Source organism: Cupriavidus sp. 291-E7 (assembly GCF_057798835.1).
Map to the genome: position 1 here is coordinate 181002 of NZ_JBYOJV010000010.1, position 19209 is coordinate 200210.

18 protein-coding genes are annotated in these 19209 nt (G+C 63.4%); 9 read left to right on the forward strand and 9 right to left on the reverse strand.

Features of this window, described 5'->3' with window-relative positions; translation table 11 throughout:
• Positions 1 to 42 precede the first annotated feature (42 nt).
• The gene (msbA, locus tag AC3FLX_RS19105; protein ID WP_488698967.1) at positions 43 to 1776 is read right to left on the reverse strand and encodes a lipid A export permease/ATP-binding protein MsbA; all 1734 of its coding nucleotides are present in this window, start codon (positions 1774 to 1776) and stop codon (positions 43 to 45) included.
• 332 nt (positions 1777 to 2108) lie between these two features.
• On the opposite strand from msbA, the gene AC3FLX_RS19110 reads away from it, so the two are divergent.
• From AC3FLX_RS19110 to AC3FLX_RS19120, 3 genes are read left to right on the forward strand one after another with little or no spacing between them, the layout of a single operon-like run.
• On the forward strand, positions 2109 to 3434 hold the full coding sequence (locus AC3FLX_RS19110; RefSeq protein WP_488698870.1) for an O-antigen ligase family protein: 1326 nt from the start codon (positions 2109 to 2111) through the stop codon (positions 3432 to 3434).
• A 24-nt stretch (positions 3435 to 3458) separates the two neighbouring features.
• A complete protein-coding gene (locus AC3FLX_RS19115) occupies positions 3459 to 4232 on the forward strand; it encodes a glycosyltransferase family 2 protein (RefSeq protein WP_488698871.1) in 774 nt (257 codons plus the stop codon).
• Complete coding sequence (locus AC3FLX_RS19120) at positions 4229 to 5080, forward strand: glycosyltransferase family 2 protein (protein ID WP_488698872.1); 852 nt, start codon at positions 4229 to 4231, stop codon at positions 5078 to 5080. The genes AC3FLX_RS19115 and AC3FLX_RS19120 overlap by 4 nt, the downstream gene beginning before the upstream one ends.
• A gap of 72 nt (positions 5081 to 5152) precedes the next feature.
• On the opposite strand, the gene dnaE is transcribed toward AC3FLX_RS19120, so the two are convergent.
• On the reverse strand, positions 5153 to 8662 hold the full coding sequence (gene dnaE / locus AC3FLX_RS19125) for a DNA polymerase III subunit alpha (RefSeq protein WP_488698873.1): 3510 nt from the start codon (positions 8660 to 8662) through the stop codon (positions 5153 to 5155).
• A 197-nt stretch (positions 8663 to 8859) separates the two neighbouring features.
• Here dnaE and AC3FLX_RS19130 point away from each other — a divergent pair, with 197 nt between their 5' ends.
• Entirely contained in the window at positions 8860 to 9699 is an 840-nt protein-coding gene (locus AC3FLX_RS19130) for a sulfurtransferase (RefSeq protein WP_488698874.1), read from the forward strand.
• Between the two features lie 27 nt (positions 9700 to 9726).
• On the opposite strand, the gene AC3FLX_RS19135 is transcribed toward AC3FLX_RS19130, so the two are convergent.
• From AC3FLX_RS19135 to rpsP, 5 genes are all read right to left on the reverse strand, one after another.
• A complete protein-coding gene (locus AC3FLX_RS19135) occupies positions 9727 to 10407 on the reverse strand; it encodes a CoA pyrophosphatase (RefSeq protein ID WP_488698875.1) in 681 nt (226 codons plus the stop codon).
• 191 nt (positions 10408 to 10598) lie between these two features.
• Positions 10599 to 10988: a 50S ribosomal protein L19 gene (rplS, locus tag AC3FLX_RS19140; RefSeq protein ID WP_488698876.1), complete on the reverse strand. Its 390-nt coding sequence runs from the start codon at positions 10986 to 10988 to the stop codon at positions 10599 to 10601.
• Between the two features lie 65 nt (positions 10989 to 11053).
• Complete coding sequence (trmD, locus tag AC3FLX_RS19145) at positions 11054 to 11836, reverse strand: tRNA (guanosine(37)-N1)-methyltransferase TrmD (RefSeq protein ID WP_488698877.1); 783 nt, start codon at positions 11834 to 11836, stop codon at positions 11054 to 11056.
• Positions 11837 to 11867: 31 nt separating this feature from the next.
• A complete protein-coding gene (gene rimM, locus AC3FLX_RS19150; protein ID WP_488698878.1) occupies positions 11868 to 12536 on the reverse strand; it encodes a ribosome maturation factor RimM in 669 nt (222 codons plus the stop codon).
• A gap of 58 nt (positions 12537 to 12594) precedes the next feature.
• Positions 12595 to 12849, reverse strand: a complete 255-nt coding sequence (gene rpsP, locus AC3FLX_RS19155) for a 30S ribosomal protein S16 (protein WP_488698879.1) — start codon at positions 12847 to 12849, stop codon at positions 12595 to 12597.
• 222 nt (positions 12850 to 13071) lie between these two features.
• Here rpsP and AC3FLX_RS19160 point away from each other — a divergent pair, with 222 nt between their 5' ends.
• The 4 genes from AC3FLX_RS19160 to AC3FLX_RS19175 all read left to right on the forward strand — a co-directional run bounded on the left by AC3FLX_RS19160 (position 13072) and on the right by AC3FLX_RS19175 (position 15716).
• Positions 13072 to 14157, forward strand: a complete 1086-nt coding sequence (locus AC3FLX_RS19160; protein ID WP_488698880.1) for a PQQ-dependent sugar dehydrogenase — start codon at positions 13072 to 13074, stop codon at positions 14155 to 14157.
• Between the two features lie 186 nt (positions 14158 to 14343).
• A complete protein-coding gene (locus AC3FLX_RS19165) occupies positions 14344 to 14757 on the forward strand; it encodes a hypothetical protein (protein ID WP_488698881.1) in 414 nt (137 codons plus the stop codon).
• Between the two features lie 236 nt (positions 14758 to 14993).
• Positions 14994 to 15143, forward strand: coding sequence for a hypothetical protein (locus AC3FLX_RS19170; RefSeq protein WP_488698882.1), 150 nt, complete (start codon positions 14994 to 14996; stop codon positions 15141 to 15143).
• Between the two features lie 60 nt (positions 15144 to 15203).
• Complete coding sequence (locus AC3FLX_RS19175; RefSeq protein WP_488698883.1) at positions 15204 to 15716, forward strand: TM2 domain-containing protein; 513 nt, start codon at positions 15204 to 15206, stop codon at positions 15714 to 15716.
• A 326-nt stretch (positions 15717 to 16042) separates the two neighbouring features.
• On the opposite strand, the gene AC3FLX_RS19180 is transcribed toward AC3FLX_RS19175, so the two are convergent.
• The gene (locus tag AC3FLX_RS19180) at positions 16043 to 17173 is read right to left on the reverse strand and encodes a PA0069 family radical SAM protein (protein ID WP_488698884.1); all 1131 of its coding nucleotides are present in this window, start codon (positions 17171 to 17173) and stop codon (positions 16043 to 16045) included.
• 76 nt (positions 17174 to 17249) lie between these two features.
• Positions 17250 to 17765, reverse strand: a complete 516-nt coding sequence (locus AC3FLX_RS19185) for an Lrp/AsnC ligand binding domain-containing protein (RefSeq protein WP_488698885.1) — start codon at positions 17763 to 17765, stop codon at positions 17250 to 17252.
• A gap of 110 nt (positions 17766 to 17875) precedes the next feature.
• Between AC3FLX_RS19185 and AC3FLX_RS19190 the strand changes: the two genes are divergently transcribed.
• Positions 17876 to 19180, forward strand: a complete 1305-nt coding sequence (locus AC3FLX_RS19190) for a D-amino acid dehydrogenase (RefSeq protein WP_488698886.1) — start codon at positions 17876 to 17878, stop codon at positions 19178 to 19180.
• Positions 19181 to 19209: the final 29 nt, after the last annotated feature.

Sequence of the window (19209 nt, forward strand, 5' to 3'; positions counted from 1 at the left end):
GGCTCACCGCCATTTTTTCGTGCCGCCGAAGCTGCTGACCGGTCAGGCCGCCAGTTCCTGCGTGGAGAACTGGATCCGGTGCAGGCCAGCGTACAGCCCGTTGGCCTGGAGCAGTTCGTCGTGCGTACCGGATTCGGCCACCTTGCCGTGGTCGAGCACGACGATGCGGTCCGCGTTTTCGATCGTGGACAGGCGGTGGGCGATCACCAGCGTGGTGCGCCCCACCATCAGCGCCTCCAGCGCGGATTGCACCTGACGTTCCGATTCGGAATCGAGCGCCGACGTGGCCTCGTCCAGAATCAGGATCGGCGCATCCTTGTAGATGGCACGCGCAATGGCCATGCGCTGGCGCTGGCCGCCGGACAGCTTCATGCCGTTATCGCCGATATTCGTGTTCAGCCCTTCCGGCAATGCGTTGACCACATCGGTCAGGTGCGCGGCTGCCAGCGCGCGCTTGACGCGGTCCATGTCGATCGCGTCCTGGGTGGTGGCGCCGTAGGCCACATTGGCCGCCACGGTGTCGTTGAACAGCACCACGTCCTGGCTGACGAAGGCAATCTGGCGACGCAGGTCGCGCAGGTTGATATCGGTCACCGGATGGCCATCCAGGTGGATGGCGCCCGACGTCGGCTCGAAAAAGCGCGGCAACAAGTTCACGAGCGAGGTCTTGCCGCTGCCCGAGGGGCCGACCAGTGCCACCACTTCGCCCGCCCGCACGTGCAGGTCAATGCCCTGCAGCGCCGGCTTGGCCGATTCGGCATAGCCGAACGAAACCGAGCGGAAAGCCAGGTCGCCCCGCGCGCGGTCGATCGACCGGCCGCCTTCCTGCGGTTCGATATGTTCGTCGATCAGCCGGAAGATCATCTCGGCCGCCGTCAGGCCGCGCGTCAGCGGCTGGTTCAGGTCGGTCAGGTGCTTGAGCGGCGAGATCAGCAGCAGCATCGCCATCACAAAGCCCGTGAAGCCGCCCACCGTGGTCTGGTTGCCCTGCGCCTGCACCATTGCGATCGTAATCACCACTGACAGCGCCAGCGCGGCCAGGAAGGCCGTTACCGGCTGGTTCAGGCCACCGGCCACCGCCATCCGCATCGAATAGGACTTGAGCCGGTTGGCCATCGTCTCGAAACGGGACAATTCATAGGCCTCGCCGCCATGCAGCTTCACCACCTTGTAACCGCCGGCGGCCTCTTCCACAACATAGGCGGCGCTATTGGTCAGGGTCTGGTGGTCGCGGTTGAGGCGGCGCAGGCGCTTGTTGACCTTGGACATCAGGAAACCGATCACGGGCAGGATCACCGCCACCACCAGCGTCAGCTTCCAGTTCGTGTAGAACAGGTAGATCAGCAGGGCCACCACGGTCAGCGAATCGCGCACCAGCGTAATAAACACGCCAGTCAGGATCTGCAGCACCTGGTTGACCTCGAAGATGACCGAGTTGATCAGCGATGCGGCCGGATTCTTGTAGAAGAACTGCGCCGGCGCCTGAAGCATGCGCTCGAACATCTGCATGCGCATCTTGAACAGAACCCGGTTCGAGATCAGGTTCAGCAGGTACCCCGAGGCAAACTGAGCCACACCGCGAATCACGGCCACCCCGGTCAGAATGGCGGGCACGTGCCAGAGCTTGCCGGCGTAATCGCCGCCGAAACCGTGGTCCAGCAGGTCGTTGACGACCTTCGGAATGATACCTTCGCTGGCCGCCACCACCGCCATCGCCACAATGGCCGCGATGAAGATTCTCAGTTCAGGGCGCAGGTAAGACCAGAGTCGGCGCATGAGCGTGGACGACGAATCCTCCTGCCGGTCCTGCTTGGTCGATTCTGTGTTGGATGTCAAAAGATTCCTCGCTTCTGCGTTTTGGGATTGCGGCGGATGGACGGTCGCAGGGATCGCGTCGCCGGGCGGGGCGCCGAATCAATAGCGCTATAATGCCGAGTTCGTGTAGGCCGCTTAGCCTACATTTGACCCACCTGCTGTGAGCCTGACGTTGCTTCGGCCCGGTTTTCTGGATACGTATGAAGCGGCATTTGTAACCGCTCCGTGGCCTGAAACAGGCAGCATTCTATCCGTTTTCCCTATCGCCTTATCCGATGCCTGTTGAATTTGGTATGTCTACGCGCATCGCGTCGCGCAACGAGCGCCTGCTGACGTGGGTCATGGCCTTACTACCCCTGGCGCTGATCGTCCCGGGCGTGTTCCGGGATGTCGTCTTTGCCATCCTGGGAGTGGCCGGCCTGTACATACTGGTGCGCCAGCCGCTGGCCCGTCAGGTGGTGTGGCAACACAAGTGGCTGTTCGCCGCCTTTCTCTCGTACATCCCGTTCTCGGCCGCCCACATCCTGTTTCTGGGCAGCAAGGGATCGAGCATGGACAACGCCGTCCACTACCTGCTGTACGCGCTGATGGCGGTCTGCGGCATCATGCTGCCACGGCGCATGCGGGAATGGTGCCTGGGATTGGGCGCCGCGGCACTGGTAGCCAGCGCCGTGTTGCTTGTGCAGCGGTTCGTACTGCACATCGTCCGCCCATATGGCACATACGGCTTCAACCCGGAAACGACAACTTCCGGCGCGATCAAGTATTCGTTGTCGATGGTGGCGATTGCCCTGCTGATGCTGGCCCTTGCCAAGTTCGGCAATATGGCGCGCCGGCAAAAGGCGCTGACGATCGGGGCCAGCGTGCTGACCCTGGGATGCGCGGCGCTGACGCAAAGCCGCGCGCCGATGCTGGTAGCCCTGGTGGTGATCTGCGTGCTTGGCTGGATTAATTTCACGGACCCGGCGCGACGCGGCAAACGCTGGCGTGGCGCGCTGATCGCCGCGTCCGTGGTAATCGCGGCGTTCGCCACGATCACCCTCTATCCGCCGCTGCGCGACCGCATGGAATCGACGGCGATCGAGATACAGCTCTGGACGCACGGCAAGACCCAGACCTCCACCGGCCAGCGCCTGAGCCTGTGGCACAGCGCCGCGGACATCTTCGCGGCGCACCCCGTCACCGGGGTCGGCCTGGGCCATTTTGGCGATGCTTCGCGTGAGCTGATCGCCGAGGGCAAGGCCCCGCAGGACATCAGCATCTTCGACCACGCCCACAACGAATACCTGTGCGCGCTGGCAACAGGCGGCCTGATCGGCCTGGCGCAATTGTTGTGGATGTTTGGCGCACCACTCGTCTATTTCGTCAGACGCCTGCGACAGGCTCGCCGCAACGGTGCCAGCCTGGCTTGGGAAAGCGCGGGACTGACCATCGCCATTACATTCCCGTTGTTTGCGTTCACGGACTGCGTGTTCGACCGCCAGGTTGTCGTGGCCTTCTACGTCTTTGCCGTGTTCGCCCATTTCTGGGCAGTGGAATCACGACGCGCCGCGGCGCCGGCCACCGCGAGCCGCCGCGTGGCTACCACGCAAGCCGCCACCCCCGCCCACTCGATTTAAGCCATACCAGGGTCCAACCAGAACATGACAGCCCCGCAATCCCCTCGCCGCGCAACACTGAGCACGATCATTGTTGCCATGAACGAGGCTCACGATATCCAGCCCTGCATCGAATCGGTCAAGGGACTCGCTTCCGAAGTGATCGTTTTCGACTCTGGCAGCACCGATGGCACGCCGCAGCTGTGCCGCGACCTTGGCGCGATCGTGGTGGAAACGGACTGGCCCGGTGACGGCCCGCAGAAGAACCGCGCGCTGAACCTGGCCAAGGGGGATTGGGTGCTGTCGCTCGACGCCGACGAACGGGTCAGCCCCGAGCTTTACCAGCGCATCAGCCGCCTGCTCGACGAAGGCAGCCCGCACGATGCGTTCTCCACGCCGCGCAGCTCCTTTTTCTGCGGCCGCTTCATGCGCCACTCGGGCTGGTGGCCCGACCGCATCGTCCGCCTGTTCCGCCGGGACAAGGGCCATTTCACCGACGTGCGCACCCATACGCACGTCGAGGTGCCCGGCACCACCGGCAAGCTGTCCGAAACCATCGTGCACAACGCGATCACGGACATCACCGAGGCCGTCGACAAGGCCAACCAGTATTCCAGCGCCGGCGCGCTGACGATGTTCGAGCAAGGCAAGCGCAGCTCGTTCGGCAAGGCCATTTTCCGCGGCTTCTGGGCGTTTATCCGCACCTACGTCATCCGGCGCGGCTTCCTGGACGGCAAGCAGGGATTCATGCTGGCGGTCACCAATGCTGAAGGTACCTACTACCGTTATCTGAAGCTCTGGATGATGCACAGCAAATGACCGCTGCCCCGCGCATCAGCCTGATCGTCAGCACGTACAACCGCCCGGCGGCCCTGTCGCTGGTGCTCGGCGGCTGCCTCGACCAGGAAACGGCGCCGGTCGAGATCATCGTGGCCGACGACGGCTCGCAGCCAGCCACCCGCGAGGTTGTGGAACAGGCGCGCGCCTCATCGAACGTGCCCGTGGTGCATGTGTGGCATCCCGATACCGGGTTCCGGCTTGCCGAAATCCGCAACAAGGCCATCGCCGAGGCATCGGGCGACTATCTGATCTTTATCGATGGGGATTGCGTACCGCAGCGGGACTTTGTGCGCCGGCATGGCGACCTGGCAATGCCCGGAGCGATGATGACTGGCAGCCGCATCCTGCTCGGACCGGCGCTGACCGCCGACGTGGAAGCGCGCCAGGTTCCGCTGCAACGCCAGGGCGTCGGATTCTGGCTGGCTGCGCGCCTGCGCGGCCAGGTCAACAAAGTGCTGCCGCTGGCCGCCCACTGGAACTGGCTGCCGGGACGTGACGTCGAGGCCTTCAAATGGCGGCGCATCAAGGGCTGCAACCTGGCCGCCTGGAAGCGCGACATCGAGCATATCGATGGCTTCGACAGCACCTTCACGGGGTGGGGCCACGAAGACGCGGACTTCGTCGCCCGGCTGCACAACGCTGGCATACCGCGCCGCATGGGCTTTTTTGCGACCGAGGTCCTGCACCTCTGGCACAAGGAAGCCGTGCGAGCCACTGAAAACGTCAACAAGCAGCGTGTGCTGGAACGACTGACCTCGAAGCAGTGCACGGCCGATATTGGCCTGACGGCGGCGCGCCGCGATACGACCACCGTGGTCACTCGATGATCGCCGACGCCACATAAAAATGGCCGCCCACACAGGCGGCCATTTTTTTCGCTCCGTTCGCCCTATCGGCGTTCAGTCGTAATCCACCCGCGCGCACTCGTCACCCAACTCACTGCGCAGGCCAGCCAGCGCCTCGTCGGAAGGCATCACCCGCCACCGCTCGCCGAGCATCGTCGCGCAACTTGCACCGGCACTCGAATAGGCAATGCGCACGCGCACGCCGGCCCCAGGCTCCTGGCCGTTGGCCAGGATCGGCTCCAGCAGTTCACGCAGACGCGGCAGGCTGGCGCGATGGTCGAACTTGAGTTCGACGGCCTGCGCATAGCGCGCCCGCGCCGAGGCCATATCCATGACGGATTCGGCCGTAAAGCGCACGCCGCCCGTGAACGTATCGTGTCGGGCATTGCCCTGGGCGATGATCAGCTCGTCTTCGCGGAACATGTGGCGATTGGCATCGTACAGCTCGTTGAACACGGTCATTTCGATCTGCGCCGTGCCATCGTCGATCATGACGATGATCAGCTTGCCACGCTGCGTCATCTGCGTGCGCACGCCCATGATCACGCCGGCAATCACCTTGCCGCGGACATCGCGGCCATAGCCGCCGCCGTTGCCCTGCACTTCCTTTTCCAGCGCGCCCAGCGTGCCCTTGACGAACTTGCGCACCTCGTCGCGCGAGGCGTCGAAGAGGTGGCCCGAAAAGTAATAGCCGAGCGCCTGCTTTTCTTCCTGCAGCGTGCGCTTGGGCGACCAGCGCGGCTCGTCGATCAGTTCCGGCCGGTGTGAATCGCCAGCGTCATCCATGAGATCGAACAGCGACACCTGGTTGGCCGACTCGGCCTTCTGCTCGGCCGCCTCCATAGCGATGGACACCGAAGCCAGCAACTGCGCGCGGTTGTCATTGAGGCTGTCGAACGCCCCGGCACGAATCAGCGCCTCGATCGTGCGGCGGTTGACCTGGCGACGGTCCACACGGTCGCAGAAATCGAACAGGTCCTCGAACGGCTTTTCCTCGCGTGCGCGCAGGATGTCTTCGATGGCACCCTGGCCGGAGCCCTTGATGCCACCCAGGCCATAGCGAATGGTCTTGGCGTCGGTTGGGGCAAAACGGTATTCGCTGGCATTGACGTCCGGCGGCAGCACCTTGATGCTGTTCAGGCGGCAATCCTCGTAGAGGATCTTGACCTTGTCCGTGTCGTCCATCGCCAGCGACATGTTGGCCGCGAGGAATTCCGCCGGATGGTGCGCCTTGAGCCAGGCCGTGTAGTACGCCAGCAGCGCATAGGCGGCCGCGTGCGACTTGTTGAAACCATAGCCCGCGAACTTTTCCATCAGGTCGAAGATATCGTCGGCCTGCTGCGCGGTCAGTCCGTTCTTGTCGGCGCCCTCGCGGAACAGCTCGCGATGCTTCGCCATTTCCTCGGCCTTCTTCTTACCCATTGCACGACGCAGCAAATCGGCGCCACCGAGCGAGTAACCGCCGATGATCTGCGCCATCTGCATCACCTGCTCCTGGTAGACCATGATGCCGTAGGTCTCCTTGAGCACGGGTTCGACGCGCGGATCGGGATACTCGACCTTCTCGCGGCCGTGCTTCCGGGCGCAGAAGCTCGGGATCAGGTCCATCGGGCCCGGGCGATAGAGCGCCACGAGCGCGATGATGTCCTCGAAGCGGTCAGGCTTGGCGTCCTTGAGCATGCCCTGCATGCCGCGGCTTTCCAGCTGAAACACCGCTACCGTGTTGGCGCTCTTGAGGATGTCGAACGCGGGGCTGTCGTCGAGCGGGATCTGGCTGCAATTCCAGTCGGCCTTGCTCGGGTCCAGGCGCCGGATATAGCGCTCGGCCCAGTCCAGGATCGTCAGCGTGGTCAGGCCCAGAAAGTCGAACTTGACCAGGCCGGCCGCTTCCACGTCGTCCTTGTCGTACTGGCTCACCACACCGCTCATGCCGTCGGTGCCCTGCGTATAGAGCGGGCAGAAGTCGGTGAGCTGTCCCGGCGCGATCAGCACGCCGCCGGCGTGCATGCCGACGTTACGCGTCATGCCCTCCACGCGCTGCGCCAGCTCCAGCAGCTGGCGCACTTCTTCTTCATTGCGCTCGCGCTCGGCCAGCGCCGGCTCTTCCTTCTTCGCTTCCTCGAGCGTCACCAGCTTGCCCGGCTTGAACGGAATCAGCTTGGCCACGCTGTCGACGAAGCCATAGCCAAGATCGAGCACGCGGCCCACGTCACGCACCGCTGCCTTGGCCGCCATCGTGCCAAACGTGGCGATCTGCGACACGGCGTCCTTGCCGTACTTCTCCTTCACGTACGTGATCACGCGGTCGCGGCCGTGCTGGCAGAAGTCGATATCGAAGTCGGGCATCGAGACCCGCTCAGGATTCAGGAAACGCTCGAACAGCAGCGCGTACTTGAGCGGATCGAGATCGGTAATACCGAGTGCGTAGGCCACCAGCGAGCCGGCACCGGAGCCACGGCCCGGCCCGACAGGCACGCCGTTGTTCTTGGCCCAGTTGATAAAGTCCGCCACGATCAGGAAGTAGCCCGGGAAGCCCATCTTGATGATGGTGCCGGTCTCGAATTCGAGTCGTGCGTAATACTCGGGACGCTTGCGTTCGCGCTCGGCCTCGTCCGGGAACAGCACGGCGAGACGCTTCTCCAGACCGTCCTTGGCCATGAAGACGAGGTAGTCGTCCAGAGACATGCCATCGGGCGTTGGAAACAGCGGCAGGCGCGGCTTGCCCAGTTCCAGTGTCAGGTTGCAGCGCTTGGCGATTTCGACCGAGTTCTGCAACGCACTCGGAATGTCGGCAAACAGCGCGCACATCTCGTCCTGCGTCTTGAAATACTGGTCGGTCGTGAACCGGCGCGTACGGCGCGGATTGGCCAGCAGCTCGCCTTCGGCAATACAGACACGCGCCTCATGCGCCGTGAAATCGTCCGGCGTCATGAACTGCACCGGATGCGTCGCCACCACCGGCAGTTGCAGCGATGCCGCCAGTTGCACGGCCTGCTGAATGTAGGCTTCGGTGCCGGCATGGCCCGCGCGCTGCAGCTCGATATAGAAGCGCTGCGGGAACACGCGCGCCCAGTGCTCCGCGGCGCGCCGGGCGCCTTCCGGATTGCCGTTTGCCAGGGCCTGGCCCACATCGCCGCCCATCGCGCCCGACAGCGCGATCAGGCCGGTGGCCTGGGGCAGGCCTTCCTCGCCCGGCTCATCGAACCAGGCCGGCTCCAGCTCGGCCCTGCCGCGATACTGGTTGTTCAGCCACGCGCGGGAAAGCAGCGTGCAGAGATTCAGGTAGCCAATGCGGTCCTGCACAAGCAGCTGCATGCGTGCAGGCTTGTCGCGGTCATCGGCGTTGGTCAGCCAGACGTCGGCGCCGACGACCGGCTTGACGCCGCCGCCGCGCGCTTCCTTGTAGAAGCGGATCAGGCCAAAGGCATTGGCAAGGTCGGTCAGCGCAAGCGCGCCCATGCCATCTTTGGCGGCGGCCTTGACGGCGTCATCGAGGCGGACGATGCCGTCCACGACCGAATATTCGGAATGCAGGCGAAGGTGTACGAAGCGGGGTGCGGACATAGGGCGCCATTGTACCGGCTCCCCTCGCCCCTCACTCTGAGAGTTTTCGCAAAGTGGCGCCGTGCCGGGCATGCGCCGCACCGCTGGCCAACCGGCCGCAACGGGTATCGGGGACGTCAATGAGCGGCTATAATTTCGCCTTTCCAATCAGGCAGTTACCGGGGCGTCCAGACACCCCGGCCAGGCAGCGTCGCTCCATGCAGATCGTCAATATTTCGGCTTACAAGTTCGTCACGCTCGAGGATATCGAGACCCTGCGCCCCGCCATGCGCGAGCGCTGCGAGGCGGTGGGCCTGAAAGGCACGATCCTGCTCGCGCCGGAAGGCATCAACATGTTCCTGGCCGGTACCCGCGAGCAAATCGACGGCTTCATGGTCTGGCTGCATGCCGATGCGCGCTTTGCCGATATCGCGCCCAAGGAAAGCCTGTCGGACCACCAGCCCTTCAAGCGCATGCTGGTGCGCGCCAAGAAGGAGATCATCACCATGAAGATGCCGCTGATCCGCCCCGAAGCGGGTCGCGCGCCGTCTGTGCGGCCGGTGGATCTCAAGCGATGGCTGGACCAGGGCCACGACGACGAAGGCCGCCCTGTGGTGATGCTCGATACGCGCAACGATTTCGAAGTGGCGGTGGGCACGTTCGACAAAGCCGTCGAATACAACATCACAAAGTTCAGCGACTTCCCGCCTGCCGTGGCCGAGAACAAGGCATCGCTGGAGGGCAAGACGGTGGTGTCATTCTGCACGGGCGGCATCCGCTGCGAAAAGGCGGCCATCCATATGCAGGAAGTGGGCATCGAGCGCGTCTACCAGCTCGAAGGTGGCATCCTCAAGTATTTCGAGGAAGTCGGGGGCAGCCACTACCACGGTGACTGCTTCGTGTTCGACTACCGAACCGCGCTGAATCCGAATCTGGAACCCGCCGGACCGGTGCAGTGCTTTGCCTGCCGCGCCGTGGTGACGCCGGAAGAACAGCAGCTTCCAAAGTATGTGGTGGGCAAGAGCTGCCCGCACTGCGCGGACGCCGCCGCGGCCTGAGAGACCGTCTTAAAAGCGGCCGAACCTTCAGGCCGCCAGTAGGTGATAGAGGTTGCGTAGCATGCCCGCCGTCGCGCCCCAGATGAAGCGATGGCCGCCGCCTTCACGCGGATACGGCATCGAATAGAACTGGCGCTCCCCGCCCTCCCAGCGCAACAGCCTGCGTTCATGCCGCGACGGGTCCATCAGGAATGCCAGCGGCACCTCGAAGATATCGGCCACTTCACCGGCATCGGCCTGCAACGTGAACCCGGGATGCACGAGTCCGACGATCGGACTGACGTGATAACCGGTGCCAGTGATGTAGTCGGGCAACGATCCCAGCACCTCGATAAAGTCGCGCTGAAGACCGATTTCTTCCTCGGTTTCCCGCAGCGCCGTGGCAATGCGGTCCGCGTCGTAGGTTTCCTGCCTGCCGCCGGGAAAACTGATCTGGCCGGCGTGTGCGTTCAGGTTGGCGTTGCGCTCGGTCAGCAGGACGGTCAGCCCGTCACCGCGCTCCACCAGTGGAACCAGCACGGCGGCTTCGCGCAGTCCGCGGGATCTGTCATAGACACGCGATTCATCGGTGAGCTCAGGCTCCCAGGCCGGCGGCAGGAGCAACCGGTGCCGGATGAAATCGGGTTGCATGCGCGGCGCGGTAAGCGGCGCGCGGCGACTGTCGGTCTCGACGACCGGCAATGCCTCGGGGTCGAATTTGGGGCGCATAACGGCGTCAAGTATGACAGAACCGAGGATTGTTGCATCGCAACACAACCGAGCGCCCCGGGATGCACGGCGGGGTACGACAACCGACAGCCATAGCCGAAACCCGGCCCCGGAAATGCAAAAAGGACACCCGAGGGTGTCCTTCGCAATTCCGGCATGGCACCGGTTTCCCGGCGCCCGGCAGGTAAAGCTTACTCGGCAGCGACGGCCGCCTTGGCCTTCGTCACCAGCTTTTCCTTGATACGTGCCGACTTGCCCGAACGCTCGCGCAGGTAGTACAGCTTCGCGCGACGGACGTCACCGCGACGCTTCACTTCGATGCCGGCGATCAGCGGCGAGTACAGCTGGAACGTACGTTCCACGCCTTCACCCGACGAGATCTTGCGCACGATGAAGGAGCTGTTCAGACCACGGTTACGCTTGGCGATCACCACGCCTTCGTAAGCCTGCACGCGCTTGCGGTTACCTTCCACCACGTTCACGTTGACGATCACGGTGTCGCCAGGTGCGAATGCGGGGATGGTCTTGTTCGCGGTCAGACGCGCGATCTCTTCCTTCTCGATTTGCTCGATGAGGTTCATCGTTTTCTCCTTAACCATCGTACCGGCGTTATACCCGTGTTCGGGCCCCGGCAGAGGATGGGGTTTCACTTGGCAGGAGCGAACTCCTGCCCTACTTTCGCCGCCAGGGTCGACAGATACTTCTCGTCGGCCTTGGACAACAACCCTTGCGCGCGCGCCGCCACGATCAGATCGGGCCGCTTTTGCGCGGTATTGGCCAACGCCTGTTGGCGTCGCCATTTTTCAATCTCGGCATGATGGCCCCCGAGCAACACATCGGGCACCCGCACACCTTCATATTCTTCCGGCCGCGTGTAGTGCGGACAGTCGAGCAGGCCGTTGACAAAGCTGTCCTGCACCGCCGACTGCGCATCGCCCAGCACGCCGGGCAGATGCCTCACCACCGCGTCGATCAGTGCCATCGCGGGCAGTTCGCCACCCGACAGCACAAAATCGCCGAGGCTGATTTCCTCGTCCACGCGACGGTCGATCAGGCGTTGATCGATCGCCTCGTAGCGCCCGCACAGCAGCACCAGACCGGGCCGTTGTGCCAGCTCCATGACCTTGGCATGCGTCAGCGTTGCGCCTTGCGGCGACATCAGCACTACATGCGGCCTTTCGACACCCGCGTCCGACTGTGCCGCGCCAGCGGCGTCGAGCGCATCTTCCAGTGGCTTGGCCAACATCACCATGCCGGGGCCGCCGCCGTAAGGGCGATCGTCGATCGTCCGGTAGTTGTCGACCGTGAAGTCGCGGGGATTCCAGGCACGCAGCGCGTAACGCTGCTGCTTTGCCGCCCGGCTGGTGATTCCCCAGTCGGTCAGCGCACGGAACATCTCGGGAAACAGCGTGATTACATCGAACTGCATCCGCGCCTCCCTTGATGGCAATTCAGGAACTTCAGTAGTCCAGCCCCCAGTCGACGACGATGCGCCGGGCCGAGGTATCGACCGTGCGCAGGAATGCATCGACAAACGGGATCAGCCGCTCCGCGGCATTGCCGTCCGGCAGCTGGTAGGCCACCTGAAGAATCTGGTGGGCACCGTTATCGATCAGGCCGGTCACTTCGCCGAGCGCTTCGCCCTGCTCGTTGACTACGGCGCAACCGATCAGGTCGACCCAGTAAAACTCACCTTCTTCCGGCGCGGGAAAATCCGTACGCCGAATCCAGACGCGGCGGCCCTTGAGCATTTCAGCCAGATTGCGATCCGAAACGCCGGTGGCTTGCGCCACCACGGTACCGCTGTGCTCCCGCGACTGGGAAATTTTGACGCTGACAGCTTCCGCCGCCTGTGCTGGTGCCGACACCACGCCAGTAGGCGGCGCACGCAGCAGCCACCAACGGCGGGCATGAAGCAATGCGGAGGCGTCGTCCGCATGCGGCTGGACCTTGATCCAGCCCCGGATGCCATAAGCCGCACCCACGTAGCCAACCTCGACGAGATCGTCGGGCAAGCTATCTGTAAACAGCAGCGAGGCGGGCAGCTTAGCCGGCCGGCCCGCGGCACCACCTTGTGTGGCAGCAGTCGACAGATTCAGCGGCTTGCGGCCGGTGGCATTGCCAGTCACGTTGGCGGAGCGTCTTTACGCGTCAATGCGCACCAGTGACGGTGCGCCTGTACAGCTATCAGGCAGCGGCCTTGGCGGCGGCTTGCTTGACCAGACGGGCAACGGTCGGCGACAGTTGGGCGCCAACGCCTTGCCAGTAGGCCAGACGGTCCTGCACCACGCGCAGGCCTTCTTCCTTTTCGGAAGCCAGCGGGTTGTAGAAGCCAACGCGCTCAATGAAGCGGCCATCGCGACGGTTGCGCGAATCGGTAGCAACGATATTGAAGAACGGGCGCTTCTTGCTGCCGCCGCGAGCCAGACGGATTACGACCATGTTAATTCCTCGAAAAAACGGGGTGTGCGAACACGAAACGCAAGAGTATAGCCCACTTCCCGAGTCCAAACAAACACTTAGGGCTTTCCAGCACTGCATGGCCGCTTCGAAGCGCTGTTGACGCAACACTTGCGGCATAGCATCGTGGCGAAAACCGCGAACCGGAGGAATGCCGTGCGTCCAAATCGACACTTTTCCAGCATTGTCCGCGTAATCCGGACGATGACCGCATTCAGCCTGGCCGCCGTTTGCGTCCAGCTTGCCCATGCGTCGCCGCCGGTGGACCGAATCAAGCTGCCACCGGGATTCCACATCGACGTACTTACCGACGATGTTCCCGGTGCACGGGGCATGACACTGTCGCCGCAGGGCACACTCTTCGTGGGCAGTCGCGGCGAGGGTAAAGTGTACGCGCTGGCGGCCCCGCTGGCTGCCCGCCCGAAGCCACGCGTGATTGCGTCGGGCCTGAACATGCCGGTAGGCGTGGCATTCCGCGACGGCGCGCTCTATGTGTCGTCCACTTCAAGGATCGTTCGACTGGACGATATCGAGACGCGCCTCGATTCGCCGCCGAAGCCCGTCACGGTCTCCGACAAATTTCCGACCGAAACGCACCACGGGTGGAAATTCATTGCGTTCGGGCCGGATGGCTATCTCTATGTACCGGTCGGCGCGCCCTGCAACATCTGCGCGCGCGATGAAAACCGCTACGCCAACATCATGAAGATGAAGGCCGACGGCACGGACCTTCAGGTGGTAGCCAAGGGAGTGCGCAACACAGTCGGCTTTGCCTGGCATCCCGTCAGCCATGAACTCTGGTTCACGGACAATGGCCGCGACTGGCTGGGCGACGACCAACCCGATGACGAACTGAACCGACTGACACAAGCCGGCCAGCATTTCGGCTACCCCTATTGCCACGCGGGAGACATTGCCGACCCGGATTTCGGCAAGCAGCGCCCCTGCTCCGCATTCGTTCCGCCCGTCGCCAAACTGGGCGCGCACGTGGCCGCGCTCGGCATGCGGTTCTATACGGGCACGCAGTTTCCGGCCGAATACCAGCAGAACAATATCTTCATTGCCGAGCACGGCAGTTGGAATCGCTCCGAACGCAGCGGCTACCGCATCATGCGCGTGGTGCTGGACGATAATGGCCGCGTGTTGCGCCAGGAAGTGTTTGCCGAGGGCTGGCTGCAGGGAGGCATTCCTTGGGGCCGACCCGTCGATGTCCAGGTTGCCCCGGACGGCTCACTGTTGGTCAGCGACGACATGGCCGATGCCATCTACCGCATCCGCTATGCACCCTGAAATCGCGCTCCAATCGCCGCCAAAGCAGGCGGCTGGCGGCTTTGCAGCGGACGCGCCAAAGTTGGCAAAAATGACGAAACAATCCGTTACACCGGTAACGGGTTTCGCATAGGCCATCACAGACTCCCTGCGTACCATGAACCCAACGCCTGACTCATCACCTGCTACAGGACTTTGGGATTCCACATGCTTACCCGCCCCCACCTGCGCCATCTGGTGGCTGGTACCGTGGCCGTTATCGGCCTGGTTGGGACTGTCGCCACCAGCCACGCACAAGTTGCCTTCTGGCAGCGCGCCTTCGCCGAGCATCCGGTCCGCATGGGCCGCGTAGGTGCCGGCTGGGAGGTCGCAAGCGTCCGAGCGGAAAACCGTGACCACGTGCAAGCCCAGATCGATCGGATGGAAAAGCGCGCACGCAATGACGACCGGCTCAGCGGGCGTCCGCAAGGCCCCGGCAATCAGGGCGACGATCGCGCCACGCGCCAGCCGGGCAACGTCGACCGCAACAACGGCGGCGATGGATCGATCCGCGGGACGGAGATGCGCCCCGCCAATGTCGGCCCAGGGTGGCAGGCGCGAGGCCGCGACGGCGGACGCTGATGCGCCACCCCAGCGATTACCTTCAAGACGGCCGGAACTTCCGGCCGTTTTTTGTTGTCACTCTTCAGTGCGCGCAAGAAAACGCCGCACAGGCTGCCGCCCGGCGCTGTCCGGGGTCGCCCAGCGTGCCGTCGTTGCGCAGACGGCAATCGACCTGACCTGCCTCTGCCCGGCACCCACTGCCAGGCCCCGAGGCTGGGCGCGGCCTCCACAAGAATGACTTGTCGAGGTTCATCATGTCTCCCCTGCTTCACGATCTGGCCCGGCACACGGGCCAGTTGTCTTTGTCGCTGCTGTTCATGCTGCTGCTGACCCTTGTGCTGTACAGCGAGACGCATATCTCCGCACTGGCAGCCCGTGTGCTGACCGTCATCTGGCCGTCCTGACGCTACAATGTGCGCCGATGCCGCCGGCATCCCAGGGATACCCCAATCGCCTCGCCTACGATGCCTGCCGCCAGCCAAGCCCCCGCCATTCCCCGCGAACCCGTCCGCCCGCCTGAGGTGTCCCAGACGCCATGCGGAAAATCGAAACTGATCACCGTCGCGCTGGCGTTCCTGTTCGGCTGCCTGGGTGCGCACCGTTTCTACCTGAAGGGCCTGCGCGACCTGTTCGGCTGGGTCCATCTGCTGGCCACGGCGGCCGGAGCGCTGGGCGTGGCGTCGATGATCCTTGGCGTGGGCAGCACGCCACTGAACTGGGTGTTTGCAGTGGCAGGCGGCGCATCGATCATCGCGTCCTTCCTGACTGCCATCGTGTTCGGCTTGCGCCCGGACGATAAATGGGACGCCCGCTATAACGCGCATGGCACACCAACACGTTCGGGATGGCCGGTGGTCATCCTGGTAATCCTTTCGCTCATGATCGGTACCGGCCTGCTGATGGCAGGGCTGGCCATCAGCTTCCAGACCTTCTTCGAGTCACAGGTGGAAGCCGCCAAGGCGCTGTCGCAGGAATAGAAAAAGCACGCCTGTTCACACGCGGCATTGGCTCTCGCATACTGGTTTTGATCTAACCCCCAGCGGGTCCGAGATGAACCTTCCGCTCGTGCGCGAATCAACCATACTGCTTAGGTCCGGATAACAGGCAGCGCTGCGACACGCGGAGTTGCGAAGGAGACGCAGATGGAACATCCCAGCTACGAGGAAGGACGTCTGGCGGCAATCGCCGTGCGACTGGCCATGTCGTCGGGCCTGCCGCCGAGTAATGCCAAGGCCGCGCTGGAACTGGCCTGCCGCATGATCGACGACAGCCTCAAACAATCGGCCTCGGCCCGCAAAGAAACTCAGAAAAGCGAGCCCTGCCTGTCGCCGCCAACGCCTGGCCGCGTTGGCCTGGGCGGCGGCCTGAACCGCGACCTATCGAGTTCAAAGCGGTTATAGCGAAACCCGAGACGGTCGGCGGCCTTGTAAAAGCGTTGCCGGATAAGCTCGGCCCAGATTCCCGTGCCGCGCATGCGCGAGGCGAAATCGGCGTCATAGTCCTTGCCGCCGCGCATTTCGCGTACGCGGTTCATGACCCGCTCGGCACGGTCGGGAAAATGCGCCTGCAGCCATTCCTGGAACAGCGGGCGCACCTCCCACGGCAACCTCAGCACGATGTAGTTCGCATAGACCGCGCCGGCCTCGTGCGCGGCTTCCAGAATCCGTTCGAGATCGGGTTCCGTGATGAACGGAATGACCGGCGCCACGCTTACGCCCACGGGAATGCCGGCATCGGTCAGTTCACGGATCGTGCGCAACCTGCGCGATGGCGTGGCGGCACGCGGTTCCAGCGTGCGCGCCAGATCGGCATCGAGCGTGGTAATCGTGACAGCGGCAACGGCAAGCCGCTGCGCCGCCATCGGTGCCAACAGGTCGATATCGCGCTCGATCAGCGACGACTTGGTAATCAGGGCCACCGGGTGGTCCGTTTCACGCAGTAATTCCAGAACGCCGCGCGTGATGCGCTGCTCGCGCTCGATCGGTTGATACGCGTCGGTGTTCACACCGAGCGCAATCGTCTCGCAGCGATAGGATGGCTTCGACAGTTCTTCTCGCAGCCGATCCGCCGCATTGGCCTTCGCAAAGAGTTTCGTTTCGAAATCGAGTCCCGGCGACAGGTCCAGGTACGCGTGCGTGGGCCGTGCAAAGCAGTAGATGCAGCCGTGCTCGCAGCCACGATAAGGGTTCAGGGAAACATCGAACGGGATGTCAGGTGACGCATTGCGCGTCAGTATGGATTTGGCCTGCTCGATACTGACCCGTGTGACGAGCTTCGGCGGCAGCGCCTCATCGCCATCGGCCTGGCTGTCGGCAGGTACGGCCCAGCCGTCATCGAACGCATCGCGCTGGTCGCGCTCGAAGCGTCCCGGCACATTGCTGACGGCGCCGCGACCCTTGGTGGGATGCGCGCCCGGCGGGCGATTTGGGGGCATGAAAACTCGGGGGCTGATCGAATCCGGAATACTGTATAAATATACAGTATCGGCAATACAACCCCAATGCCGATTTTCACGCGGTGCTAGAAACTCCGCTTTCTCTGCCATCGACGGCAATCGCCAGCGTCTCCTTGATCTCCTCCATCACCACATAGCTCTTCGACTGCGCGGCGCCTGGCAGCTGCAGCAGAATATCGCCCAGCAGCCGGCGGTATTCGCCGATTTCCCGGATGCGAGCCTTGATCAGATAGTCGAAATCACCTGACACCAGATGGCATTCCAGCACCTCGGGAATGCGCAATACCTCGCGCCGGAACTGCTCGAACATATTGCCCGACTTGTTGTTCAGCGAGATCTCGACGAACACCAGCAGCGCACTGCCCAGCAATGCCGGATTCAGGCGGGCGTAGTAGCCCATGATCACGCCGTCACGCTCCAGCCGTTTCACGCGCTCGATGCACGGGGTAATCGTCAATCCCACCGCTTCCGCCAGGTCCTTCATCGATATCCGGCCGTCGGCCTGCAGCACCGAAAGGATCTTTCGATCCAGGCGGTCCAGCGCACGTACCGGCTGACGGCTTGTTCTCATGATTTTTTCCTGTTTTCCTAAAATATTCACGAACTATGACTGCCTTGAAGCCAATAGTATAGAAGCGAATTCTTCCATAGCCCTTTCTGGCAGTACGGAGCTTCCGAAAAATGCGCGTTCTTGTTCTTGGCAGTGGCGTGATCGGCGTCACCAGTGCGTGGTATCTGGCCCGAGCCGGTCACGAAGTGACCGTGGTGGACCGCGAAGGCGGCCCCGCGCTGGGCACCAGCTTTGCCAATGCCGGCCAGATCTCTCCGGGCTATGCATCGCCGTGGGCGGCGCCGGGCGTGCCGCTCAAGGCCATCAAGTGGATGTTCCAGGAACATGCGCCGTTGACCATCAAACCTGATGGCACGCTGTTCCAGCTGCAGTGGATGTGGCAGATGCTGCAGAACTGCACGGCCGACCGCTACGCCGTCAACAAGGAACGGATGGTCCGGCTGGCTGAATACAGCCGTGACTGCATCCGTGCGCTGCGCGCCGAGACCGGCATCGCCTATGAAGGCCGCCAGCAGGGAACATTGCAGGTATTCCGGACCGATGCACAGCTGGAAGCCGCCGCACGCGATATAGCCGTGCTCGAGGAAGCCGGCGTGCCCTACGAATTGCTCTCGCGCGAAGACCTCGGCGCGAGCGAACCGGCGCTTGCCGCTGCCGGCCAGAAGCTGGCTGGCGGTTTGCGCCTGCCCAACGATGAAACCGGGGATTGCCAGCTGTTTACAGAACGGCTGGCGGCCTTGGCCACATCGATCGGCGTGCAGTTTCTCTACAACCGTTCGATCGACGGGCTGCTGACCACTGGCGACGCCGTTACCGGCGCTGTCGTCGACGGCAAACCCATGACGGCCGATGTCGTGGTGGTCGCCCTGGGCAGCTGGTCCACGCCGTTCGTGAAGCACGTGCTGCCGGGCCTGTCGAACCTGCCGGTTTATCCGCTCAAGGGTTTTTCGATCACGGTACCGCTGCTCGATGCCGACAAGAGCCCGGTATCGACGGTGCTCGACGAAACCTACAAGGTGGCGATCACGCGCTTCGACGACCGTATCCGCGTGGGTGGCATGGCACAGATCGTAGGTTATGACCGCTCGCTCGACCCGAACAAGCGCCGTACGCTTGAGCACGTGGTGACCGATCTATTCCCCGGCGCCGGCGATGTGAGCCGCGCCACGTTCTGGACCGGCCTGCGGCCGATGACCCCGGACGGCACACCGGTCGTTGGGCCTGCCGGCATTCGCGGCCTGTGGCTCAACACGGGCCACGGTACGCTGGGCTGGACGATGGCCTGCGGTTCGGGCCAACTGCTGGCTGATCTGGTGTCGGGCACGCGCCCGGCAATTCGTGCCGATGACCTGTCGGTAGACCGCTATCGCAAGCAGCCGCGGACCCATCACGTGCCGCGTCCTGCCACGGCCTGATTCCGGCCTCCCCATGCAAAAAGGGCGAC